This is a genomic window from Mycobacteroides franklinii (assembly GCF_002013895.1).
Lineage (GTDB): Bacteria > Actinomycetota > Actinomycetes > Mycobacteriales > Mycobacteriaceae > Mycobacterium > Mycobacterium franklinii.
Map to the genome: position 1 here is coordinate 1 of NZ_MAFQ01000020.1, position 22,812 is coordinate 22,812.

Annotated in this window: 17 protein-coding genes; 9 read left to right on the top strand and 8 right to left on the bottom strand. The window is 65.7% G+C overall.

The window, feature by feature from the left end; translation table 11 throughout:
* The 5 genes from B4393_RS25115 to eccA all read right to left on the bottom strand — a co-directional run.
* The coding region (locus B4393_RS25115; protein WP_078336498.1) for a PPE family protein at window positions 1-1,251 on the bottom strand (1,251 nt) is incomplete at its 3' end.
* Between the two features lie 5 nt (window positions 1,252-1,256).
* On the bottom strand, window positions 1,257-1,565 hold the full coding sequence (locus B4393_RS25120) for a PE family protein (RefSeq protein ID WP_070936996.1): 309 nt from the start codon (window positions 1,563-1,565) through the stop codon (window positions 1,257-1,259).
* A complete protein-coding gene (gene eccCa, locus B4393_RS25125) occupies window positions 1,562-5,593 on the bottom strand; it encodes a type VII secretion protein EccCa (RefSeq protein WP_078336435.1) in 4,032 nt (1,343 codons plus the stop codon). The genes B4393_RS25120 and eccCa overlap by 4 nt, the downstream gene beginning before the upstream one ends.
* A complete protein-coding gene (eccB, locus tag B4393_RS25130) occupies window positions 5,590-7,158 on the bottom strand; it encodes a type VII secretion protein EccB (protein ID WP_078336436.1) in 1,569 nt (522 codons plus the stop codon). The genes eccCa and eccB overlap by 4 nt, the downstream gene beginning before the upstream one ends.
* Window positions 7,155-9,017, bottom strand: a complete 1,863-nt coding sequence (gene eccA, locus B4393_RS25135) for a type VII secretion AAA-ATPase EccA (RefSeq protein ID WP_078336437.1) — start codon at window positions 9,015-9,017, stop codon at window positions 7,155-7,157. Before eccA ends, eccB begins: the two co-directional genes overlap by 4 nt.
* A gap of 395 nt (window positions 9,018-9,412) precedes the next feature.
* Here eccA and B4393_RS25140 point away from each other — a divergent pair, with 395 nt between their 5' ends.
* The gene (locus B4393_RS25140; RefSeq protein WP_078336438.1) at window positions 9,413-10,126 is read left to right on the top strand and encodes a siderophore-interacting protein; all 714 of its coding nucleotides are present in this window, start codon (window positions 9,413-9,415) and stop codon (window positions 10,124-10,126) included.
* A 21-nt stretch (window positions 10,127-10,147) separates the two neighbouring features.
* On the opposite strand, the gene B4393_RS25145 is transcribed toward B4393_RS25140, so the two are convergent.
* Both B4393_RS25145 and B4393_RS25150 read right to left on the bottom strand, forming a co-directional pair.
* The gene (locus B4393_RS25145) at window positions 10,148-10,459 is read right to left on the bottom strand and encodes an SDR family NAD(P)-dependent oxidoreductase (protein ID WP_078336439.1); all 312 of its coding nucleotides are present in this window, start codon (window positions 10,457-10,459) and stop codon (window positions 10,148-10,150) included.
* A 130-nt stretch (window positions 10,460-10,589) separates the two neighbouring features.
* Complete coding sequence (locus tag B4393_RS25150; RefSeq protein ID WP_078336440.1) at window positions 10,590-11,747, bottom strand: flavin-dependent oxidoreductase; 1,158 nt, start codon at window positions 11,745-11,747, stop codon at window positions 10,590-10,592.
* A gap of 59 nt (window positions 11,748-11,806) precedes the next feature.
* Between B4393_RS25150 and B4393_RS25155 the strand changes: the two genes are divergently transcribed.
* The 8 genes from B4393_RS25155 to B4393_RS25190 all read left to right on the top strand — a co-directional run bounded on the left by B4393_RS25155 (window position 11,807) and on the right by B4393_RS25190 (window position 21,060).
* Complete coding sequence (locus tag B4393_RS25155; protein ID WP_078336441.1) at window positions 11,807-12,676, top strand: LysR family transcriptional regulator; 870 nt, start codon at window positions 11,807-11,809, stop codon at window positions 12,674-12,676.
* Between the two features lie 204 nt (window positions 12,677-12,880).
* A complete protein-coding gene (locus B4393_RS25160; RefSeq protein ID WP_078336499.1) occupies window positions 12,881-13,624 on the top strand; it encodes a GntR family transcriptional regulator in 744 nt (247 codons plus the stop codon).
* An 8-nt stretch (window positions 13,625-13,632) separates the two neighbouring features.
* On the top strand, window positions 13,633-13,860 hold the full coding sequence (locus B4393_RS25165) for a 4Fe-4S dicluster domain-containing protein (RefSeq protein WP_070936987.1): 228 nt from the start codon (window positions 13,633-13,635) through the stop codon (window positions 13,858-13,860).
* A gap of 12 nt (window positions 13,861-13,872) precedes the next feature.
* Window positions 13,873-15,270 (top strand): ABC transporter substrate-binding protein, encoded by a 1,398-nt coding sequence (locus B4393_RS25170; RefSeq protein ID WP_078336442.1) that lies wholly within the window; start codon window positions 13,873-13,875, stop codon window positions 15,268-15,270.
* Window positions 15,267-16,145: an ABC transporter permease gene (locus B4393_RS25175; RefSeq protein WP_109558601.1), complete on the top strand. Its 879-nt coding sequence runs from the start codon at window positions 15,267-15,269 to the stop codon at window positions 16,143-16,145. The genes B4393_RS25170 and B4393_RS25175 overlap by 4 nt, the downstream gene beginning before the upstream one ends.
* Window positions 16,142-16,888, top strand: a complete 747-nt coding sequence (locus B4393_RS25180; protein ID WP_078336443.1) for an ABC transporter ATP-binding protein — start codon at window positions 16,142-16,144, stop codon at window positions 16,886-16,888. The genes B4393_RS25175 and B4393_RS25180 overlap by 4 nt, the downstream gene beginning before the upstream one ends.
* Complete coding sequence (locus B4393_RS25185; RefSeq protein ID WP_078336445.1) at window positions 16,888-19,599, top strand: fumarate reductase/succinate dehydrogenase flavoprotein subunit; 2,712 nt, start codon at window positions 16,888-16,890, stop codon at window positions 19,597-19,599. Before B4393_RS25180 ends, B4393_RS25185 begins: the two co-directional genes overlap by 1 nt.
* Before the next feature lie 99 nt (window positions 19,600-19,698).
* The gene (locus tag B4393_RS25190; RefSeq protein ID WP_078336447.1) at window positions 19,699-21,060 is read left to right on the top strand and encodes a salicylate synthase; all 1,362 of its coding nucleotides are present in this window, start codon (window positions 19,699-19,701) and stop codon (window positions 21,058-21,060) included.
* Window positions 21,061-21,108: 48 nt separating this feature from the next.
* Here the strand turns inward: B4393_RS25190 and B4393_RS25195 are convergent, their stop codons facing one another.
* On the bottom strand, window positions 21,109-22,758 hold the full coding sequence (locus B4393_RS25195; RefSeq protein WP_078336449.1) for a (2,3-dihydroxybenzoyl)adenylate synthase: 1,650 nt from the start codon (window positions 22,756-22,758) through the stop codon (window positions 21,109-21,111).
* Between the last annotated feature and the right edge of the window lie 54 nt (window positions 22,759-22,812).

Here is a 22,812-nt window from a genome sequence, read left to right on the forward strand (position 1 = left end):
GTCCTTGATCCGGGCGCCACGCTTGCGGCGTGCCCGGGAACGGGCCGAAGCCGCGGCTGCCGCCGCGGCGGAGATTCCGGCTGCGGGCGCCTTAGCGCCGGCACCTTCATTCAGCGTCGGGCCAAACCGGGCGGCGGGCGGATCCTCCTGCACGGCATAGACCATGTATGCCGGTGCTGCGGCCGCGGTCGCGGGTGTGGCGGGCGCGTTGGCCGGTGCGGACGGTGCACCAGAGCCACCGGTGGTTACCGTGCCGCCGCCTCCTGGCATTCCGCCCATGGCAAAAGGCTGCTGCTGAGGGGTATTGCGCGCGACCTGCGCCAGTTCCTGTGCCGGCTCCTCCGCCGGTACATCGGCGTCGACCGGAACCGGGTTGACCAGCTGGGCCAGTCCGACCAGGAGTAGTGGCAACCACAGCGGTGCGGACAGCATGATGCCCCACGCGGTGAACCCGAAGGGGATGAAGAACGCCTCGTACGCGATGAAGAACAGCAGCGGACCCCAGGCCACAAGTGCCTCAAGGGGATTGCGCATGAAGTCCTGCAAGATCTTTTGCAGGGTGCCCAGCGGGTCGCTGAAGAATTCCTGGATCTGCCGCATCAGCTTGTCGAAGAAGCTCTCGCTGTCGTCCAGTGCGGTACCGGATTCGGCGGCCTGGGCCTGAGCAGCCATGCCGGACATGTCGGCGGCCATCCGGGACATCTCGCCGCCCGGCGCCATGATCATCGGCGCGGGCTGCGTCGGTGCGACGGCAGTCACGGCGGCGGTAGAGACGCCTTGGTAGATACCCATGGTGGTGGCGGCTTGCACCCACATCCGGAGGTAGTCGGCCTCGTTGAGGGCGATCGGAATGGTGTTGATGCCAAAGAAGTTGGTGGCCAGCAGCACACCGTGGATCATGTGGTTGGCGGCCAGCTCGGCCAGGGTGGGCATGGCGGCAAGTGCCGCGGTGTACGCAGCAGCGCTGGTCTCGTGCAGCACCGCGTTGGTGGCGCTCATGGCGCTCTGCTGGGTCAGCCACGCCAGATACGGCGTGTGGCTGGCGACGTACTGGATGGCGCTGGGCCCCTGCCAGGATCCGGCGCCGGTGGCGGCGAGCAGTTGGGTCAACTCCGTGGCGGCGGCGGTGTATTGCACCGAGAGCGCCTGCCATTGTGCGGCGGCGGCCAGCAGTGCGCCCGGCCCGGGCCCGGCGCTGAGCAGCGCCGAGTGCACCTCGGGAGGCGAAGCCATCCAAATCGGAGCCGACACCGGCGTTAGCCCCGCGCGATCATGTAGGTGGCCGCGGCCTGCATATCCCCGGTGGTGTAGCTGGCCGCGGACTCCGACACACCCAGCCCGGCCCGGCCCAGTTCCTCGACGGCCTGGGCGGCCACACCGGTGTGCTCGATACCGCGGGCACTGAAACCGGCCGCGGTCTCCAACGAGACCGGGTCAGCGGCCGGGGGCACCACGGCCCCGATCACCGGGGCGGCCGCGGCATGCGCGGCAGCCAGACGCGCGGTCAGCGCCTCCACGGCCGCACTGGTGGCGGTCAGACCTTCTGGAACGACGTTGAGATTCATCGTGGGTACTCCCTTCCTTGAGCGGCATGCTCGCTGACGAACGGATTGACGGTCTGTACGTACGTTGGGACATCGTTGTCGGACAACAGGACTCCGCGACCGGCAGGTAGACGCTCGAAACGATGCCCGCGGATGCGGCCCCCGTCCTGTGGGCTGCCGCTGAGCATCAGGGTGTTGGCCTGCAGCTCGTGGAACCGACGCAGCATGGGGTTGGTCATCAGGATGTGACCCGATCCCGTGGCGCGTGCGGTGATGATCACCCGCAGACCGAGCTCACGCGCCTCGGCGAGCAATCCGGTGATCGGATTCCAGGGACGCTGCCCGATGTACGGACCGCTGACAGCCGGTGTGTCGGGGATCTGGTCGACATCGTCGATGATCAGGTAGTGCCGCTGTGCGGTCACCCCGCGTGACACCCAGTTGTGCAGTTCCTCGTTGGAGAGTCCGGCCGGTGGCCGACGCTTCTCCAGCAGTCCGCCGAGGCCCAGCATGGCCGGGGTGATCCGGTCGATGTTGGGGGTGTACTCGTTGTCGGGGAACAGCGGTTCGTCGACAAGATGCAGACGCCGATCCAGAACCGTGAATGCCACCTGATCGGGTGTCGAATGCTCGCGGATGGTGCGGATGACGTGGCGCAGCAGCGTTGTCTTGCCGGATCCGGTGTCGCCCAACACCATCAGGAGCGGGTTGTGCGCGAAATCGAGCGCGACCGGCGCCAGGTCCTGCTCCCGCTGGCCGATGACGACCTGCTCGTGCCCCGGATACAGCGGGCCGATGGCATTGGGTGCCAGGTCTGCCGGCAGGAGGCGGACGGCGGGAGCCTTGGCCCCCGGGTAGTTGGCGTTGACCGATTCCACAGTCCTGGCGTCGGAGGCCGCGAACAGGAAGTGCTCGGCCTGCATGGTCAGACCGCGACCTGGCTGATCGTGCGGAACACTTTCGGCGGGGCGGCGCAGCGCGCCGGGGACCCGCACATTGCTGTCTGCCGAGTCGTGCAGCTTGAGCTCGAGGCGCAGTCCGAGAGAATCGCGCATCGCCAGCGGCACCTCGATCCAGTTCGGAGTGGTGATCACGACGTGGATGCCGTACGACAGTCCGGCGTTGGCCAGCTCGGTAAGCCTGGCCAGCAACGGGTTCCGGGTGTTGAACTGATCGGTGTTGTCACGGCTGAACGCGTACAGGTTGTCCACGATCAGGAAGGTCTCGCCGTAGCCGTCGTCCAGGGTGTGGTCGCTGTCCCGCAGGGCACGCAGCTGGCTCACCGAGGCGATGCCGCGGTCGCGGAACAGCCGCTGCCGGTATGCCAGTAGCTGCTCCAGCTCACCGAAGGTGCGCCGAATACGCTCAGGCTCAAGGGCGCTGGCGACGCTGCCGACGTGTGCCAGTCCTTCGAGCGCGTGCAGTTGTCCGCCGCCGTAATCGATGCAGTAGAACGTGACATCGCGGGGGGAGTGCAGTGCGGCGGCCGACAACATGAACGTCTGCAGCGCCGTGGATTTTCCGGACTTCGGACCGCCGTGAATGATCGCGTTCCCGGCCGCCGACGTTGCGTCGAAGATCAGTGGATCGCGGCGCATCTGGAACGGCTTGTCGATCTCGCCGAGCGGCCAGCGCAGCTGGCGGGCCGGGATCCCGGTCTGGCTCAGCACATCCGCCAACGGAATGGCGGTGTCCAGTGGCGGCAGCCACAACTGCGGTGCGCGGGGTCCCACCTTTGAGAGTTGATCACCGACGGTCGTGATCAGCTTGCGGGCCGGCTGTGTCGGCCGGTCGGACTCGCCCTTCACAATCACCGTCGTGGGATCGGCAGCGACTGGCAACGCGGTGAACTGCTTGGGCTGCGGGGTGGCGCGGATTTCTACGGTGGTGGTCGTCGACGGCGGCTCGTAGATGCCGTCGACATACGTGCTGCGGAACTTGATGGGCACGGCGCCCGGGGCAGGCACCAGGAACCCAACACCCTTGTGGTCCTTGCCCGATTCGATGTGATACGCGTCCTCGGTTCCGATGATTTGCCGGGATGCGCTGGGGCTGGCCACCTTCAGACCGATGCGGTACGACGTGTTCTTGTCGATGTCCTTGATCTTGCCGACGTCCAGAGTCTGCGACGCGAACAGAATGTGGATACGGAACGAGCGGCCCTTGCGTGCGACATAGTCGAACAGCTCGGCGTACTCCGGGTGATCCTGGAGCATCAGGGTGAATTCATCGGCCACCACGAACAGCGTGGGAATCGGCGGCAGGTCGTGACCGGCGGCGATCGCCTCCTCGTACTCACGGACCGAGTTGAAGGCGCTTCCCTGCACGTCGCGGCCTGCCTGCTTGAGCAGGTTTTCCCGGCGAGCGACCTCGCCACGCAACGTGTCGGCGAAACGTTCGGCGAGGGAACGCTTCTCCGCCATGTTGGAGATCACGGCAACAACCTGTGGGAAGTCGCGGAAGATATCCGCGCCGGCCTCGCCCTTGAAGTCGGCGTAGATGATGATCAGGCGATCTGCCGAGTGGGTTGCCAAGAGAGACAGCAGGATCGACATCAGGGTCTGAGACTTACCGGAGCCCGTCATACCGATCATCAGACCGTGTGGCCCCATGCCGCCCTCGGCCTCGTCCTTGAGGTCGAACATGAGCGGCTCGCCGGAAGAGGTGACTCCGATGGGCACGCGCAGCTCCTCGTCGCGCGTACGCGGCGACCAGAGGGCGGGAACGTCCAGTTGGGAAGCGTCCTCGATGCCGAGGAGCGAAGTGAACGTCGCACCGCCGGTGGCGGAGGACCGCAACCCCGGATGGGTCGGGTTGGAGTCCCAGCGGGAGAGCCGGCGGGACACATGTGAGGCTGTGCCGATTGTGAGCTGGTCCGCCTCATCGATGTAGGGCTGCCAGTCGCTGCCATTCCAACGGGCGATGCGTGCGCTCACACCATTCCGATTAACCTGCAGCACAGGACGTTCGGGGTTGAGATAGTCCGGAAGCTTGACCTCGCCGTCCGCGTCGTCGAGCCGCTGGATGACGGTGACACCGTCCAGCCCGGTCGCCGGGATGGGTGAGTTCACGCCGTTCAGATCGTAATTCGGATCGTCCAGGATGATCAGCAGGTGCTTGTGGGCGCCGGATTCGGCACCGAAGAGTGCGCGCTCTGCCAGGGCCGGCCTCAGTGCTTCGAAGAGCTCGGCACCAGTGCGACGCAGGTACCGTGCCGGGCCGACGCCGTCGATCTCACCGCTGATATCCACGTGTGGAAGCCACTTGAGCCAAGACCACTGCGCATCTTCAACACTGGGACCGGCCATGGCCACGGTCAGCAGCGTCGGGTCGTGGAATGTGGTCGCCTGCGCCACCCACGAGCGGATGGCGGCGCGAGCGATGTCGTCATCCCCGAGCACCGTGATGCGCGAAACCTTGTTCAGATCGACGCCGAGCGGGGCGCTTCGCACCGTGCGCTGGGTGTCCAGCAGTCCGCGCAATGCGCTGTGACTGACGGGCTCCAAGTCGATCTCGTCGGCGATGTCCTTGACGCGCACGGGGCTGGCCAGCGGAACATCGTGGCGTCCGGTACGCACCACCAGGTAGTCGTCATCGCCGGGATCGCGTTCCCATTGACGTCGGGTGCCGGGAACTGTCGACAGCTCCTCGGGGTCTGGGTGCGACCATTCCAGAGCCTTGCGCTGTGCAGTGGCGTGGGTGCGCAGATTCTCGCGTACCACCGACAGGTACCGCAGGTAGTCGGCACGCTCGGCGTCGACCTCCTCGGTGCGGACCTTGTCGCCGCCGCCGCGGTACAGCGCGGTGGCAGCCAGCAGAAGCACGAACGGGAAGAACAGCGTCTGCGGGGAGATGAGCCGGATGCCCGAGGCGACCAGCGCAACGATCATGCCGACGATCAAGATCACGATCACGACCGGAATGGCGCGCCGCAGGAACGATGGCGGCACCACCCGAGGCAGCTGCGGAGGCGCCTCGACGGTCACCGTGGCATCGGGTATCGCCGGGGGCGTGACACGCCGATGGGCTTCGAAAATGAGACGGCTCAACGGGACTCCTGCGCATTCTGTGCAAGTTGGGTGTCGGTCTGGATCTGCGTGGCCTGCCGAACGTTCGGGGTCAGGGTGTCGTGCGAGAGCAGGGCGTCGGTGCGTGAGAGCGACGGCCCGGATGCGAACAGATCCAGGATCGACGAGGGGATGGTCAGCGCCGGCTTGTGCAGGCCGAGCGCCTCGAGGGTCTTATCGCCCTCGGCCTCGGTGTCGATGCCATAGCGGACGCCGGTATCGGATATCCACTGATACGCACCACGACCGCCTGGCTGCACCAGGTATCCGGTGCCGGGGGCGATGGCGACCCGGGTCGGAGTGTCGGCGGGGGAGATCAGCTGCACGGTGTGCACCGAATCCGACAGGGGCAGAACAGAACCCGCAAGCAACGACCATGAATCCGAGGTGGCATCTGCCGTCTTGGTGAACCGAGTGCACAGCACTGGATCCTCATTGGCGGCCAGCGGCTTGACGGCGGCATTCGGGAACACCCGAGTGTCGATCGCCGACGACGTCTGCAGATGCGCGATCTGATCGGCGGTCAACCGGGGCGGCTGTTCCAGTCCGTAGGAGTTGGCGTTGCGCAGTGCCGACGCGATCACCGGTGAAACCTGCTGCACGCCATCGGCAAGTACCGCGTAGTACACCGGCGTGTTATCCGTCGAGGAACTCACCAGCACCGAGCCGACAGGCGCCGCGACCGGCAGGGGATAGGCGGTAGGCGTCCCTGCCCCGGCGATGGCGGGAACCACAAGTGCCGGAGCCTCCGGAATGGCGTTGAGCAGACGGGTTGTCACGGGGCGCACCTCAGGCGGTGTGGTGAAACCAAGCGCGCTGGTGACGGCGGCATCTCCGAGGTTGAGCGCGCTGCGCTTCCCGTCCCAGAGCAGCCAGGTAGTACCGGATTCGGTGGACACCACGGCCGCGCGGTCGCGTGGCAGTTCAGAGGCCTTGTCGCCGTTGGTGTCCAACGCTCCGGCGATGACGGTGACCGCGTGGTTGCCCGTGCTGGTTTGGCCGGCCTCGCATACCGCCCAGGCGGCGTCGGTGGCCTTGGTCTGCACCATGCGTTCCGGGGCGCCCGGAATGCCGATCAGGTTGCCGCGCGGAAACTGGTCGAGCTGAGCGCTTTTGACCATCGTGGGATCCACTGCCTTGCCCGCGATGAGACGGGCGGAGGTGAGGTTGAGCACCGGGTGCAGGTTGTCACCAACGCGCACATAGAGTGCCGCCGTCGAACGGTCGGCCAGCACCGGGTCGGTGCCTGCGATACCGGCGGGCCGCAGCAAGCTGAAGACGAAGCATCCAACCACGCCGGTGACCACGATGACGGCGCCCATGCTCAAGGCACGGGACTGGGTGCGCAGTGGGTCGACGAGCATCCGCGCGTCATGCAGTGCAACACCAGATGCGATGCGCCGCATGACAAATCGCCATCCGGTTACCTGATGGCCGGTGACGAATCCGCGGCGATACTTCAGCGGTTCGGGGCTCTCGCTGGCCGGTGTGCGTGACGCGAAGGCCCGGCGCTCGGAATTCGCGTTACTGTCTCGGTTGTCGCTCATTTCTGGACCGACGCCCCCGGAGCCGACAGGCCGAGCCCGGCGACGATGGCCTCCACGGAGGCCTGTACGTCTTCGACGGTGACCGTCATGAGGTCTTCATCGCTGAAGTCTTCGGCGCCTGAATTGTCAAGGCGGTGTTCACGTTCCTCCTCGGAGCGTTCAACGACGTTACGGACGAACCGGCCGTTACCGGCGACGTCGATGCTGCGGCGTGCGATGCCGCGGGTATCGGGAGCTTCCGCGGCGCACATGTCCGAGAAAGCGGCGAGCAGCTTGGCTGCGGCCCCCTCGTCGAACTTGCTGTCCCGGACGGATGCCATCGCCGCGGCGATCTCGACGAGTTCGGACGGTGCGTACGAAGGGAAGTTGATGGAGCGGGTGAAGCGCGAGCGCAGACCCTCGTTGGTGTCGAGGAACTGATCCAGCTCGGCGCGGTACCCGGCGACGATCACGACCAACCGATCGCGGTCGTTCTCCATCCGGGCCAGCAGGGTGTCGATGGCGACCAGGCCGAAATCGTTCTTGGCGCCGGTGGACACCAGGGCGTAGGCCTCGTCGAGGAACAGCACGCCGTCGAGCGCACTGTCGATGACGGCGTTGGTCTTGGCCTCGGTTTCACCGATGTGCTGACCGATGAGGTCGGCACGGTGCACTTCGCGGACGTTCTCGCGTTTGAGAAGTCCCAAACCGCAATAGATCTTGGCGACCACGCGGGCGATGGTGGTCTTACCGGTGCCGGGAGGGCCTGCGAACACCAGGTGGTGTGTGCGGTGGCCGACGGCCAGGCCACGGTCCTGACGCCGCAATGCCATCGCCACGGAGCTCTTGAGCCGGGCGACCTGGTCTTTGACCTGCTCCAGGCCGATGAACTCGCTGAGCTGCTGCTCGGCCTCGGCCAGCAGGATCGCCTTGCGTTCGTGAGCCTCAGGATCGATGAAATCCTCTTCGGTGGGCTCAGTTTCGGGATCCCAGGCATCGGTGCGGGCAGCGATGCGGGCGGCGGTCGTGGTGTGCAGGCCCACGCTCGGATCGGTGAGCGCATGCTCGACCTCGGCGATCTCGGGATTGGCCGCGTACAGATCCTGAAGCACCTCGGTGGCGGTCTCTTCGTCGCCGTGGTGGCGTAGGTTCAGCGCCTTCGCGAGGGCGCCATCGGTCGCTGCCACTTCGATGGGGCCACTGGGGTCTTCGAGGTAGGACAGTGCGGGATTGACCATACCGAGCTTGGCGAGTGCGATACCCAGGGTGATCCGCACGGCGTGGGATGTGGTGGGCTCCAGTGACTTGTCGGTGACGACGGGGGTCAGCAGCGCGACAACATCGGCCCAACGCTGGGCCCGGTTCTGCATGGCGACGGCGACCCAGCGGGCGTTGAACCATCCGGGGCGCCGCTCGGTCACGGCCGCGATCAGTTCATCGGCCTTGACGTATTCGCCCTTGTCCACGAGGGCCGCGGCGTAGGCCAGGTGATAGTCGTCGGGTCCGCTGGCGCGAAACTCAAGGTACAGCCCCGTGTCGTAGGTAAAGGTCAGATCGCCGGGCTGCAGGTTCACCGCATGCTGAAGATGGCCGGCGGTGGACGTGGTCTCCGAGATGGCTTCCAGGACGTCGATGGTGGCGCCTCCGGCGGCCGCGAGCCCGACCCACACGTCACACTGATCTTGAGCGGTCCGGCACAGCGAGGTGAACCCGTAGCGCGCTGCTGGCAGGTCGGCGGGACGTCGCCTGTCGTTGACGGAGAGGCCTAGCGCCCGGCAGCAGGTCGCGAATCGACTCTCCAATTCGGGGTCGATACGCGTCGATGAGGCCGCGCCCGCGGCCACCCACTCTCGCTGACCAACTCGTTCACGAATATCCACTTACAGCCCTTCGCCCGATCGACACGCTCGCTGATTGGAGTAGTCGGCTCGCGAACGTGATTGGTTCCTGACAGTGCCCTCTCGGGTTGTCAGCAAATTTGTGATAGATCGCCCGCTGCCGCCGGCGTGCTCTCCGTGGTGCTGGAGATGGTTGAACCAGTGCCCCTGTGTGAAGGCGGAGGTCCGGGGCGTGACTGCCGTCACACCCGGGCGTTCGAGTTGACCAACTCGTTCGCGAGTACTCATCTACCGCCTTTTTCCATGGCACCGTTGCATGCTCGGCAAGAGATTAGCATTCCCTTACCTAAGTGTCGATAGCTAACCCTAGCCTTATTTAAGGAGACATGATTAGGCTAGCCTAAGCTAATGGCGATGACCGAGGAATCGAGAGTGCAATGCCGAGCGCAGTGACGCAACCGACACGCGGATGGCAGGGCGCCGTTCTTAAATTGTTCCGGGTAGGGGACTATCAGCTAACTGTGACGGGTCGACGCGAGCTAACCGACCACTATGTGAGGCTCAGCTTCTCGGCGGGCGGCCTGCTGCAGGGCCGCGATGTTCACCCCACCATGTGGATCCGGCTGTGGTTCTCGGACGGAGAGAAGCTGCATCAACGTGGGTACACGCTGGTCAGCCCCGATCCTGGGGCCGATACCGTCGATATCGAGTTCGCGTTGCACGACGGTCTGGCCGCCAGTTGGGCACACGCGGCCCGAGTCGGAGACACGATCGAGGCGACGGTGCTGGGTAGCAATTTTGCGTTGCCGAACCCGGCTCCGCGTGGGTACGTCATCGTTGGTGATACCGCGTCGCTACCCGCCATCAACTCCCTGTTGGCCGCGATCGGGGACAGTCCCGCGACCGTGTTTCTGGAGGCCGCGCACGAGAGCGACAAGACCCTGCCCGTCGGCCGGGACGTGGTCTGGGTGGACCGTCATGGCGAGCGGTCGCTGGTCGAGGTCGTGCGTGCGGCGGCCTTCGACGCCTCGGGGTACTTCGGCTGGGTGGCGTGCGATACCCGGACCACTCGACAGATCGCCCAGGTCCTCAAGGATCACTTCGGCATTCCGCGCCGGTCGATGAAGGTCCAGGCCTACTGGATGGCCTAGTCGGCCCTGGGCTCGGCTGGTCTACGAGGCAAGCCGCAGATGGGGCATCTGCCGACCGGCGGTGTCCATGATCGTGGTGACGGTGCCAAACCGATCCGTGGCGCGTCGGCATAGTTCACGGAGCTGGCGGGGGTCGCTGGTGTCGGCCGCGATGGCCATCACCTGATCCGCGTCGTATCCGTGCAGCATCCTGGTCAGATCGGTTGCGTGCTTGCCACAGACGACGACCCGATGACCATTGCGCACCAGTATCTGGACGATCTGACGGCCGTTGGGGGCGTCGGCGTTCAGGACAACGACCACATCCTGGTCCGGGTTCGCGTGGCTTTGCATGTCTCCATTGAGCCAGCGATTCCTGGACCCCGGATGTGAGCGCCATGTGGATTCGTTGGGTGACCTCAGTGGTTGGTTGCATTCACGCCGAGTTCGCGATTGTCAGGCCTTCGTTGTCAGGCCTTCGTTGTCAGGCCTTGGTGCGCTGCCGGTAGGACTCTGCCGCCTCCTGGAGCCCTTCCGGGGACTCCTCGCCCCAGGATCTCAGCATTGCGCGGTTGGCCAGCACCACATCGCGGGTGGCCTCGATCCGCTGGGACTCATAGTCGGCCAGTGCGCGTGTCGGGTCGTCGGGGGAGTCCGACAGTGCCCGTGCCAGCACGTGGGCATCGACAACCGACTGCGACCCGCCATTGGCGCCCAAGGGGTACATGGGATGTGCGGCGTCGCCGAGCAGCGTGACGCGGCCAGTTCCCCAGTGGGGCAACGGATCGCGGTCGACCATCGGGTATTCGACGATGTGCTCGCTACCGCGGACCATTCTGTCGAGGGCCAACCATCCGAAATCCCAGCCCGGGAAGTGCTCCAGCACCTCATCGGCGGTGACCGGGTCATTCCATCGTGCTCCTGCCGGGAGCTGCCCGGCAGGATTGGTGCGCGCGAGTGCCACCCAGTTCACGGTGCTCTCGCTGATGGGATAGGCGATCAGTTCGTGATCGGTGTCGTCGTGCGCGGCGATCATGGTCTTGCCGGTGAGGAAGGGGCCGACATCGGCCGCGCCACGCCACATCCGCACGCCCGACCAGCGCAACGGGTCCACGGGATGCAGCTGCGCGCGTATCGCCGAGTTCACGCCGTCGGCGCCCACCAGAACGGCCCCTTCGACATCACCGTCGGCGGTGTGCACGCACACGCCAGTTCCGTCACTCTCGAAGCCGAGAACCCGGCTACCTGTCCGGACTGCTTGTGGGCCAATGCGTTCCCGCGCCGCGTCGAGCAGTAGGAGTTGCAACCGGCCGCGGTGCACCGAGATCTGCGGGTGGGCATACGCGCCCGCCAGGCCTCGCGGCTCGGTGTACAGCACGGTGCCACGCTTATCGCAGAAGCGGATCTCGGTGGTGGCGATGCCCATGCGGGTCAGCTGCTCACCCAACCCGAGCTCGGTAAGTACTCCGACCGCGTGCGGAAGCATGTTGATGCCGACGCCCAGCGGCTTCACCTCACGCGCACTCTCGAGCACCGCCACCTCGCATCCCGCCGCGTGCAGGGTCAGTGCTGACGCGAGTCCGCCGATACCCGCTCCGGCAATCACGATCGAGGTCTTGTCTGTGCTCATGTCGTCCAGCATCCGGCGATATTGATTAGAAGTCTAAGATCTGTTCATTAGTGAACCTATAATCAGTGCTTATGGAATTGCACCAGCTGCGCTACCTGTTGGCCGTGGCGGACACGTCGAGTTTCACCAAGGCTGCCGCCGCGCTGCATGTCGCCCAACCAGGAGTGAGCGCACAGATCCGCCTCCTGGAACGCGAACTGGGACACGATGTGTTTGATCGATCGGGCCGCCAGGTCCGGCTCACCGATGCCGGCCAGGCGGTGATTCCCTATGCGCGGGCAGCTCTTGCCGCGGTTGACGCCGTGCGCGAGGCGGCGGACGAGATTGGTGGACTGTTGCGCGGGCACATCGCGTTCGGAACCGTCACGTCACACGGCGCCGACCTTTCCTCGTTGCTTGCGGCGTTCCACCGTGACTATCCGGCGATCACGATCACCCTCACCGAAGCGGGCCGCGACGAACTCGTCGCCGGGCTGCATGAGGGCCGGTTGGACGGTGCGATCGTGGCGCTGGGGGTGCACCCGATGGAGGGGTTGGGTTCGCAGGTGATCGATGATCAGCCCTTGGTGGCAGCGGTCGCCACCAACGATCCGTGGGTGAAGCGGCGCACGGTCACGTTGGAGAGGCTCTGTGAACGCCCTCTGGTCTGTCTGCCGGCGGGCAGCGGCGTGCGGTCCATCCTGGAGGGGGCGTGCCGGGCGGCGGGACTCGTCCCGAATGTGGCCTTTGAAGCGAGCTCGCCGCGAGTTCTCGTCAGTCTCGTCGAGCAGGGACTCGGTGTGGCAGTGGTGCCTGCCCCATACGTACGACACCGCGCCGGGGTGATGGCATTGGATATCCGGCCCGCGCTGCGGGGGAGGCTCGCATTGGCCTGGCGCCTCGATGGTCCGCTCGGCCCGGCGGCACGTGTCTTCCTGGAGCGGGCCCGGGCCGTTCTCTGACTGTCGTTCCGATCACCCTGAATCCAATACGGCGCCCAGCCAGGCGGTGGCGCAATGGCAGGCCCGCGGCGGTGCGTAGCAGGTCGAGGGTGGTGTCGAGCGGCGCAATGGAACGGACCTGACAGATTTTCATTTCACCCGGCAGGTAGCCGCTGAGCAGGCCTTTAGCGTGTGGGCGAGGTCGATTCAGGTCAGGAGGACCCCGTGGCCGCTGCCGAGCCCACGCCATTGCGCCGCCCGCGTGCCGATCAGGCGCGGTTGGTCGCCGACGTGTTGCGTCATCAGATTCACGCCGGGGCCTACGCCGACGGCGGTCTGCCGAGCGAGCAGGAGCTGGCCGCCGAGTTCTTCGTCTCGCGCAACACGGTCCGCGAAGCGCTCACCACGCTGAAGGAAGAGGGCCTGATCGAGCGCGGACCGCGAACGGGTACCCATGTCGCGTTGCGCAAGTACGAACACGGCCTGGATGCGCTCCTCGGGCTCAAGGAAACCTTCAAGGGCTACGGCGAGGTGCGCAACGAGGTTCGCGTCATCCAGGAGGTCAACGCGCCCCCTGCTGTCGCGCACAGATTGCGGGTTGACCCGGGCGCGCGTGTGATCTTCATCGAGCGGTTGCGCTATCTCGGTGACCTACCGCTGAGCCTGGACAAGACCTATCTCACGCCGGGCGTGGGGGAGGCGGTCATCGAGCATCAGCTCGAGACCAACGACGTGTTCGCGTTGATCGAACGCGTCACCGGACGCAGGTTGGGTTCGGCCAACCTCTCGCTGGAAGCCGTTGCGGCGGATTCACATTCGGCCGCGACGCTGCAGGTACCGGACAGTGCCCCGTTGCTGCTGCTGGAACGGCTCACCCATCTCGACGACGGGACTCCCGTCGACCTCGAGTACATCAGGATGCGTGGTGATCGAATCACCTTGCGCAGCAATCTATTAAGGGATATCTGAGGATTCTCATGACACTGGTCAACAACCGCATCGACGTACCGGTCACCATCGACGAATCGCTGTGTATCGAGGGCTGCACCCTGTGCGTGGATATCTGCCCGCTCGATTCGCTGGCCATCAATCCGGAAAACGGAAAGGCCTTCATGCACGTCGACGAGTGCTGGTACTGCGGGCCGTGCGCGGCGCGCTGTCCTACCGGTGCCGTCACCGTCAACATGCCCTATCTACTCCGCTAAGACAGGACACCCATGAAGAGAACAGCCCTTCTCTGCTCCGTGCTTCTCGCCCTTGTCGCCGGCTGCTCCTTGGACTCCGGATCCGGTTCGGCCAACGAGGTGACGGTCGTCGTCGGATACCAGTCGAAGACCATCAACACCGTCACCGCGGGCACCCTGCTGCGCGCCCAGGGCTATCTGGAAAAGCGGCTCGGCGAGGTCACCTCCCGAACCGGAACCAAGTACACCGTGCAGTGGGAGGACTACGACACCGGAGCCCCGATCACCGCACAGATGCTCGCCGAGAAGATCGACATCGGTTCGATGGGCGACTACCCGCTGTTGATCAACGGCTCTAAGACCCAGGCCAATGACAAGGCGCGCACCGAGCTGGTGTCCATCACGGGTTACAACGCCAAGGGTGCGCTCAACATGGTTGTGGTGCCGCCGAATTCGCCGATCACCGAGCTTCCTGAACTGAAGGACAAGAAGGTCTCGGCCAGTGTGGGCTCGGCAGGGCACGGCACGCTGGTGCGTGCTCTGCGCAATGACGGGCTGGACCCGGCCAAGGATGTCGAGGTTCTCAACCAGCAGCCGCAGGTTGGCGCCTCTGCCCTGGAATCTGGCCAGGTGCAGGTGCTCTCGCAGTTCGTGGCCTGGCCGGGACTGCTGGTCTTCCAGAAGAAGGCCAAACTGCTCTACGACGGCGCCGCGTTGAATGTCCCGACTTTCCACGGCGTGGTGGTGCGCCGCGACTATGCCAAGCAGCATCCCGAGGTGCTCGACGCCTTCCTGCAGGCGCAGCTCGACGCCACCGATTTCATTCACGACAAGCCTCTTGACGCGGCCAGGATCGTAGCCGAGGGCAGCGGCCTGCCCCAGGAGGTGGTGTACCTCTACAACGGGCCCGGTGGCACGTCGTTCGACACCACCCTCAAGCCCTCGCTCATCGACGCGTTCACAAGCGATGTGCCCTATCTGAAGTCGATAGGAGACTTTGCCGATCTGAACATCGACGAGTTCGTGCAAGACGGCCCACTGCGCCAGGCATACACATCTCGCGCGAAGAGTTACGACACCGAGTTGGCCGCCAAGGTCAATCCGCTGATACTGCACCCGGCAGGCGGGGCAGACCCGGAGCAGGCCGCCGAGATTTGGTTCGACGGCAAGGATTCCACGCAGGTGTACGGCACCGCACAGGAGCTGTTGAAAGCCGTCAACGCCGCCAACGCGGCCGGCCAGAAGGTCCGAGCCGCGTATGTCGCCGATACCGAACTGGGTACCCGCTGGTTCGCCGACCATGCCTGGTGGGTTCGGGATTCGGCTGGGCTGCATCCCTTCACGACCAGTTCGGGTGCCACTCGATACGTCGGCGCACATCCGGGTGCCACACCCCTGGATTACCCGCAGGCACTAGCGGCCGCGTCATGAGCAGCCTGCCCATCCTTGAGACTCGCCCGCGATCGGTTGCGGTCATCCCGGCCGAAGACCGGGTTAGTGCGGCGCTGCCTGCCCGGCGTTCGGGTTCGCGATATGTCGCCTGGGGTATCCGGGCATCCTCGGTCGCAGTCGTCGTGCTGCTCTGGCAGGTGTTGACGGTCAACAAGGTGCGCTTCGGATTGCGATTCGACACCCTGCCGACGGTCACGGAGATCGTCTCCGCGCTCACCAAGCGCGTCGGTACCGAACAGTATTGGCTGGACCTCGGCCAATCCACGATCCGTATCCTCACCGGCTTCGGTCTGGCCGCGGTGCTGGGTGTCATCACCGGTATCTGGCTGGGGCGTTCTCCACTGTTCGCCGACATCTTTGGTCCGCTCACCGAACTCGCACGCCCCATCCCCGCGATTGCGATTGTGCCCGTGGCCATTCTGTTGTTCCCCAGCGATGAGGCCGGGATCGTGTTCATCACCTTCCTCGCCGCGTATTTCCCGATCATGGTCAGTACACGGCACGCGGTGCGCGCCCTGCCGACGCTGTGGGAGGAATCGGTCCGAACCCTGGGCGGCAGCCGGTGGGACGTACTGCTGCGAGTGGTGCTGCCGGGGAGTCTCCCCGGAGTATTCGGCGGCCTATCCGTCGGGATCGGTGTCGCCTGGATCTGTGTGATCTCCGCCGAGATGATCTCGGGCCGTCTGGGAGTCGGCTACCGCACCTGGCAGTCGTACACGGTGTTGGCCTATCCGGATGTGTTCGTGGGAATCATCACCATCGGTGTGCTCGGATTCCTGACATCGGCCGCCGTCGAGCTGGTTGGCCGTCGTGTCACACGCTGGCTGCCCCGCGCGGAGGAGGCGCGCTCATGACACGCGCTTCCACCCTGGTTCTCGACGAGGTCCGGCTCGGTTACGGCGGACGCACCGTCGTGGATCGCCTCAGCCTGACCGTGCGTCCCGCGGAAATACTGGTTCTCACCGGTCCGTCGGGATGCGGGAAGTCCACCGTGCTGCGTGCCCTGGCAGGGCTGCTCCCGCCCGACTCGGGCACCATCCGGGCCGACGGCGAGAAGGTCGTCACCACCTCGCGCGATCGCGCCATGGTTTTCCAGGACAACGCGTTACTGCCTTGGCGCACAGTGCAATCGAATATCGATCTGGCGCTCAAGCTGGGCGGTGTGCCTCGCCAGGGGCGCCGCGAGGCGGTGCAGGCCTGGATCGACGATGTCGGGCTGACCGGGTTCGAGGACTACCTGCCCAAGAGCCTCTCGGGCGGTATGCGTCAACGTGTCCAGCTGGCCCGCGGCCTGGCGGGAGCCCCCCGCGCAGTCATGATGGACGAGCCTTTCGGGGCATTGGATGCCCAGACCCGTGCCAGCATGCAACGCCTGCTCGTCGATACCTGGCGCACTCATCCCACCACCGTGGTGTTCGTGACCCACGATGTCGACGAAGCCCTGCTCTTGGGAGATCGCGTCGCGGTGCTGGGTCGAGCCGGCCAGCCGCTGCGGGCACTGCTGGATGTTCCCCAACCTCGCGATGCCGACGTCGATCGCGGCGCATTGCGCGCTGAAATCCTTGCGGCACTGAATCACACGGAGCTTGTTGCCTGATGGAGACCCCAGAACTAGATAGCGCCATCCGCCTGGACTGTGACGTGCTCGTCATCGGCGGTGGCACCGCCGGAACCATGGCGGCACTGACGGCTGCCGAAAACGGGGCCCAGGTGATCCTGCTGGAGAAGGCGCATGTGCGGCACTCCGGTGCGCTGGCCATGGGGATGGATGGTGTCAACAACGCCGTCATTCCCGGCAAGGCCGAGCCGGAGGATTACGTCGCGGAGATCACCCGCGCCAATGACGGAATCGTCAACCAGCGCACCGTGTACCAAACAGCGACACGCGGTTTCGCCATGGTGCAGCGCCTGGAACGTTACGGCGTCAAGTTCGAGAAGGACGAGCACGGCGAGTACGCGGTGCGCCGCGTGCACCGATCGGGTTCCTATGTGTTGCCGATGCCCGAGGGCAAGGACGTCAAGAAGGCGCTGTACCGCGTGCTGCGGCAGAAGTCGATGCGCGAAAAGATCCGCATCGAGAACCGCGTCATGCCGGTGCGGATTCTTACCGAGGAGCTGGGCGAGCAGAGGGGCGGGACGTCGCTGCGTCGTGCCATCGGCGCGGCGGGATTCAACACGCGTACCGGCGAATTCGTCACGGTCGGTGCGAAGGCGGTGATCCTGGCGACCGGACCATGCGGCCGTCTGGGCCTGCCGGCGTCCGGCTATCTGTATGGCACCTATGAGAATCCGACCAATGCCGGGGACGGGTACGCGATGGCCTACCACGCCGGCGCCGAGCTGTCGGGGATCGAGTGCTTTCAGATCAACCCGCTGATCAAGGATTACAACGGCCCGGCCTGCGCGTACGTGGCCAACCCGTTTGGCGGGTATCAGGTGAACGCGCAGGGGGAGCGCTTCGTCGACTCCGACTACTGGTCGGGCCAGATGATGACGGAGGTCAAGAACGAAATCGAGTCGGCGCGCGGTCCCATCTATCTCAAGGTGACTCATCTGCCGGAGGAGACACTGTCGGCGCTGGAGAACATCCTGCACACCACCGAGCGCCCCACCCGCGGGACCTTCCACGCCAACCGCGGACACGACTACCGCACGCATGATATCGAGATGCACATCTCCGAGATCGGTTTGTGCAGCGGCCATTCTGCGTCGGGGGTGTGGGTGGACGAGCATGCCCGCACGACGGTGCCGGGTCTGTATGCCGCGGGCGACCTGGCCTGCGTGCCGCACAATTACATGATCGGCGCCTTCGTGTACGGCGATCTGGCCGGCGAGCACGCGGCGTCGACGCTCTCGAAAACGCCCGCCCCGCTGGAATTTCCCGTTGATCAGGTCAAAGAGGCGCACGAGCTGATCTACCGTCCGCTGCGTCATCCGGACGGTCCGCCGCAGCCTCAGGTCGAGTACAAGCTGCGCCGCTTCGTCAACGATTACGTGGCCCCGCCGAAGACCGCGGCCAAGCTGTCCCTAGCCGTGCAGACCTTCGAGCGGATGGCCGACGAGGTGAACCAGATCGGCGCGCGCACCCCGCACGAGCTGATGCGGGCGGCCGAAGTGTCGTTCATCAGGGACTGTGCCGAAATGGCGGCACGTTCGTCGTTGACCCGCACCGAATCGCGGTGGGGTCTGTACCACGACAGGGCGGATCTGCCGGAGCGCGACGACGAGAACTGGCGCTACCACCTGAACCTGCGTAAGAGCGTGAGTGGCGGCATGGACTTCGTGAAACGGCCGGTTGCACCGTATTTCGTTCCGGTGCCCGGCTTGGACGACCTACCATCGGGGGAGACCGAACCCATCGCGGTGCACCAGCCCGAGCTGTTGGGCGGGAAGGCCCCGGCCACTCGCGTCTCGGAGGTCATCGCAGCGGAAGCGGAACAGCCGCCATCCCCGCGGATCGCCACGGTGCTGTCCCTGGAGGCTCCCACGGTCGAGGATCTGCTGCAGTATCTCGCCGACGACGATCCGGGCGTACGCCGCACCGCAATCGCCGCGCTGACCGAACACATTCCCAGCGGCTATGAGGACGCCTTGTTGAATGCGTTGGGCGACAGCGATTCCTCGGTCCGTCGTATGGCCGCTGACGGGGTGCGTGAGCTGGTCGAGGTTCTGGACAACCCAGCGGCGATCCGCGATCACGTCGATGCCCCCGACCCGTTGGTGCGCGGTACCGCGCTGTACGTGGCCAGCGCCCGGCGGGTCGGCGATTCGGCGGCATATGTCGCGTCGCTGCGCGATCCCGACCACCGAGTGCGGATCGAAGCCGTGCGGGCCCTGGTATCCGTGGATGACGCGGTGTCCATTGGTACCGCGGCCCACGACGACAACCGTGAGGTACGGATCGCCGTTGCGAACGGGCTTGCGAAGCTGTCCGCCGGTGGCCAGACGGTGCGGGCGCTGGTGGGCGATGCTGACCCGCTGGTGCGGGCCGCGGCGCTGACCGCCCTCGGTGCGTTGGGGGTCGATGAACAGATTCTCGATGCCGTCGAGGAGGCCTTGCGGGCGCCGGCCTGGCAGATCCGCCAAGGGGCGGTGCGTGCATTGGCGGGGGCGTCGTTGGCGCACGCCGTCCCGCCGCTGACACGGGCGCTGTCCGACGCACATTTGGATGTGCGTAAGTCGGCGGTATTGAGTCTGGGCCAGTGGGTGTCGACGGAGCCTGCTGTGCGTGAGGCGCTGACGGGCGCGCTTCAAGATGGGGATGCCGATGTGAGAGCCTATGCGCGACAGGCACTTGCGGCCGGCTGACCGCAGTGCCCATGGACATCGGATTCGGCCCGGCAACGTGGCGCAGGTCATGTTATGGGCGGCTTCCGAGGCCACTTAGCATAGGCTAGGCTTACTCGGGTGTCGAAGATGAGTGCGGTTGTAGATCCCGATACCGGCGCCCGGACCTGGGTTTCTGTGCAGGAGGGGCTGCCGGACGGTTTTGCGCCGGCTGACCTCGCGAGTGTGCTCGCGCAGGAAATCCCTGAGCGCCAGGGCGACGAATACCTGATTTACGAGCGCGACGGCGAATGGGTGCTCGCCATCGGCGCCCGTGCCTCCGTCGAGCTCGACAGCGATGGGCTGCGCATCCTCCGCGACGGATCCGTCGAGAAACGCGGTTGGTCCGGACACCCGGGCGCCGCGCTCGAAGTGGCCGTGAACGAGATCTCCGACGGCGTGCATCGCGTCTTCGGCTGGGTCGCGTTCGAGTTCGGTACCTACCGCTTCAACCTGCAGCATCGACTGGCCCCCGGTACGCCGTTGGCGCGGGTTTTCACTCCCCGTGCCGAAGTGGTGATCACCGCCGACGGCGTGTCGGTCTCCGATGAGCGCTATGTCGACGAGATCAGCCGGCTGATCGATCAGGGCGCTCCGGCGATTCCGGCGCCGGCCTCGATCGACCTGGTTCCGGACCCGTCCGATTATCGAGGGCGCGTAGGCATTGCGACCGCCGAGATCCGATCGGGCCTGTACCACAAGGTGATTTTGTCACGGCGCGTGGAAGTGCCGTTCGCGATGGACTTTCCGTCCACGTACCGCCTTGGCCGGCATAACAACACCCCGGTCCGCTCCTTCCTGTTGCGGCTGGGTGGTATCCGCGCGCTGGGATACAGTCCTGAGCTGGTGACCGCGGTCGAGGCCGACGGAACCGTTATCACGCAGCCGTTGGCGGGAACACGTGCCTTCGGCCGGGGCGCGGACGCGGATCGGGTTGCCCGCGACGACCTCGAATCGAATGCCAAAGAGATTGTCGAGCATGCGATCTCGGTACGCAGCTCGCTGGCCGAAATTGCCGAGGTGGTCGATCCCGATAGTACCAAGGTGACCGATTTCATGACCGTGCGCGAGCGCGGCAGCGTTCAGCACCTGGGGTCGACCGTCAGCGGAGAGCTCAGCCCCGGCATGACGAGAATGGATGCGTTGGAGGCGCTCTTCCCCGCGGTTACCGCGTCCGGGATTCCCAAGGCCGAAGGTGTCGACGCAATCCTGCGGCTCGACGATCACCCCCGCGGTCTCTACTCGGGTGCGGTGCTGATGATGTACCCGAACGGTGGATTGGACGCGGCGCTGACCCTGCGCTCGGCTTATGAGCACGACGGGCACACCTGGCTGCGGGCCGGTGCCGGCATCATCGAGGCATCCACGCCCGAGCGTGAATTCGAGGAAACCTGCGAGAAGCTCGGCAGCATCGCGCCCTACGTGATCAAACGCGAGGCCTAGTCCTGTCATCCTGGTTTCCGGGCTGGCATCGCATCGATCGGCCGAGGTCTAGCTCGTGAGCGAGGCGCGCAGCGCCCGCTTGTCTATCTTGCCCACGGCGGTCAGCGGAAGGGTCGGAACCGCGACCAGCTTGTCGACGCGTGAATGGGTGGCGGCTCCACGATCTTGCAGGTGCCGGTTGAGTTCGGCGGCGGTAGCCGGCTTGCCCTTGAACACAATTGCCGCACAGACAATCTCACCAAGATACTGATCGGGCAGGCCGACGGCGGCGGCCGCGTAGACCGCCGGATGGGTCTGCAGGTGCGATTCGAGATCCAACGCGGCGATGGACTCCCCGCCGCGGAGGATGACGTCCTTGATGCGGCCGGTCACCTCCAAATATCCGTCCGGCAGTGCCCGCACCCGGTCGCCGCTGCGGTAGAAACCGTCGACGGTGAACGAGCGCACATTGTCCGCCTCGGCGCGGTAGTAGCCGTTCAGGGTGTACGGGCCACGCACCAGCAGCTCTCCGGCCTCACCGGGGGCCACGGGGGCGCCGTCCTCATCGACAATGCGCACCTCGTCGGCATCGCACATCGGCCGGCCCTGGGTGTTGTCGAGTATCTCGGCGGGATCGCCTGGGCGCGTGAGGCATAGCAGGCCCTCGGCCATTCCGAAGACCTGCTGCAGTCCCGGCGTGAGTGACTCGCGGACCGTTCGCGCGTCATCGGCGCCGAGTTTGGCGCCGCCGACCTGGAGCAGCCGCAGTGATTCCGGCAGCACAGGCTCCCACGCGGCGGCTTGTGCCCACAGCTGGGCAAGTGATGGCACCAGTGCCGTCACGGATACCCGGTGCCGGGCGATGGTCTCGAAGGCCGACTCCGGGCTCGGGTCCGAGAGGAAAACTGTGGTGGCGCCGGTACTTATCGCGCCGAGCAGGCCCGGGCAAGCCAACGGAAAGTTGTGACCCGCGGGTAGTGCGACGAGGTAGACATCGTCCTGGGTGAGATCACACACCTGCGCGGCCTGGGTGGCGTTGTAGACGTAGTCCTCGTGGGTGCGGGGGATGAGCTTGGGCGCTGCGGTAGTGCCGCCCGAGACCAACAACAGCGCCGGGTCGTCTGTCTGTGCGGTCGGCAGAGGGCCCTGAGCCTCAACGCTTTTCAGCAGGTCCGCCCAGGAGGTAAAGGGTCCGGCGTCGCCGTCGACCACCACGCTGCGCAGGCTCGGGTGTTTCTGGGACAGCTCGACCGCCAAGGCGCGGTAATCGAAGCCACCGGCAGAATCGGCGATCACCAAGGCAACGGCATCGGCCACCTCGATGAAATGCGACAGCTCGGCGGCCCGGTGTCCCGGCAGACACATCACCGGTATCGCGCCGGCGCGCATCAAACCGAACAGCGCAACAGCGAAGGATGCCCTATTGGGAAGCTGGAGTAGCACCCGATCGCCGGGCGTTATCCCCAGCCGGATGAAGGCATGTGCGGCATTGTCCGCCGCCGCATCGAGTTCTCGGTAGCTCAGTGTGGCGTGCTCGTCGATCACCGCGGGGTGATCGGCGCGTCGGGCGGCGGACACGCGGAGCAGGGATTCGACGGTGTTGCCGGTCCAGTACCCGGCCTGGCGATAGGCCTCGGCGCGCGCCGGGGGAAACGGGACGAAACCCTCCGCGCTGGGGGTTGTGGCCGAAGCGGCGGTGGTCGATCTGGCCTGAGTCATCGGGGCTCCTCGTGGGTGACTCCCCGCAGTCTAGATAGGGTAGCCTCGTCGTAG

Coding starts and splice junctions, on each gene's coding strand:
- B4393_RS25120 (WP_070936996.1), bottom strand. CDS start 1,565: ATGAATCTCAACGTCGTTCCAGAAGGTCTGACCGCCACCAGTGCGGCC.
- eccB (WP_078336436.1), bottom strand. CDS start 7,158: ATGAGCGACAACCGAGACAGTAACGCGAATTCCGAGCGCCGGGCCTTC.
- B4393_RS25140 (WP_078336438.1), top strand. CDS start 9,413: ATGCCGAGCGCAGTGACGCAACCGACACGCGGATGGCAGGGCGCCGTT.
- B4393_RS25145 (WP_078336439.1), bottom strand. CDS start 10,459: ATGCAAAGCCACGCGAACCCGGACCAGGATGTGGTCGTTGTCCTGAAC.
- B4393_RS25150 (WP_078336440.1), bottom strand. CDS start 11,747: ATGCTGGACGACATGAGCACAGACAAGACCTCGATCGTGATTGCCGGA.
- B4393_RS25155 (WP_078336441.1), top strand. CDS start 11,807: ATGGAATTGCACCAGCTGCGCTACCTGTTGGCCGTGGCGGACACGTCG.
- B4393_RS25165 (WP_070936987.1), top strand. CDS start 13,633: ATGACACTGGTCAACAACCGCATCGACGTACCGGTCACCATCGACGAA.
- B4393_RS25170 (WP_078336442.1), top strand. CDS start 13,873: ATGAAGAGAACAGCCCTTCTCTGCTCCGTGCTTCTCGCCCTTGTCGCC.
- B4393_RS25175 (WP_109558601.1), top strand. CDS start 15,267: ATGAGCAGCCTGCCCATCCTTGAGACTCGCCCGCGATCGGTTGCGGTC.
- B4393_RS25180 (WP_078336443.1), top strand. CDS start 16,142: ATGACACGCGCTTCCACCCTGGTTCTCGACGAGGTCCGGCTCGGTTAC.
- B4393_RS25185 (WP_078336445.1), top strand. CDS start 16,888: ATGGAGACCCCAGAACTAGATAGCGCCATCCGCCTGGACTGTGACGTG.
- B4393_RS25195 (WP_078336449.1), bottom strand. CDS start 22,758: ATGACTCAGGCCAGATCGACCACCGCCGCTTCGGCCACAACCCCCAGC.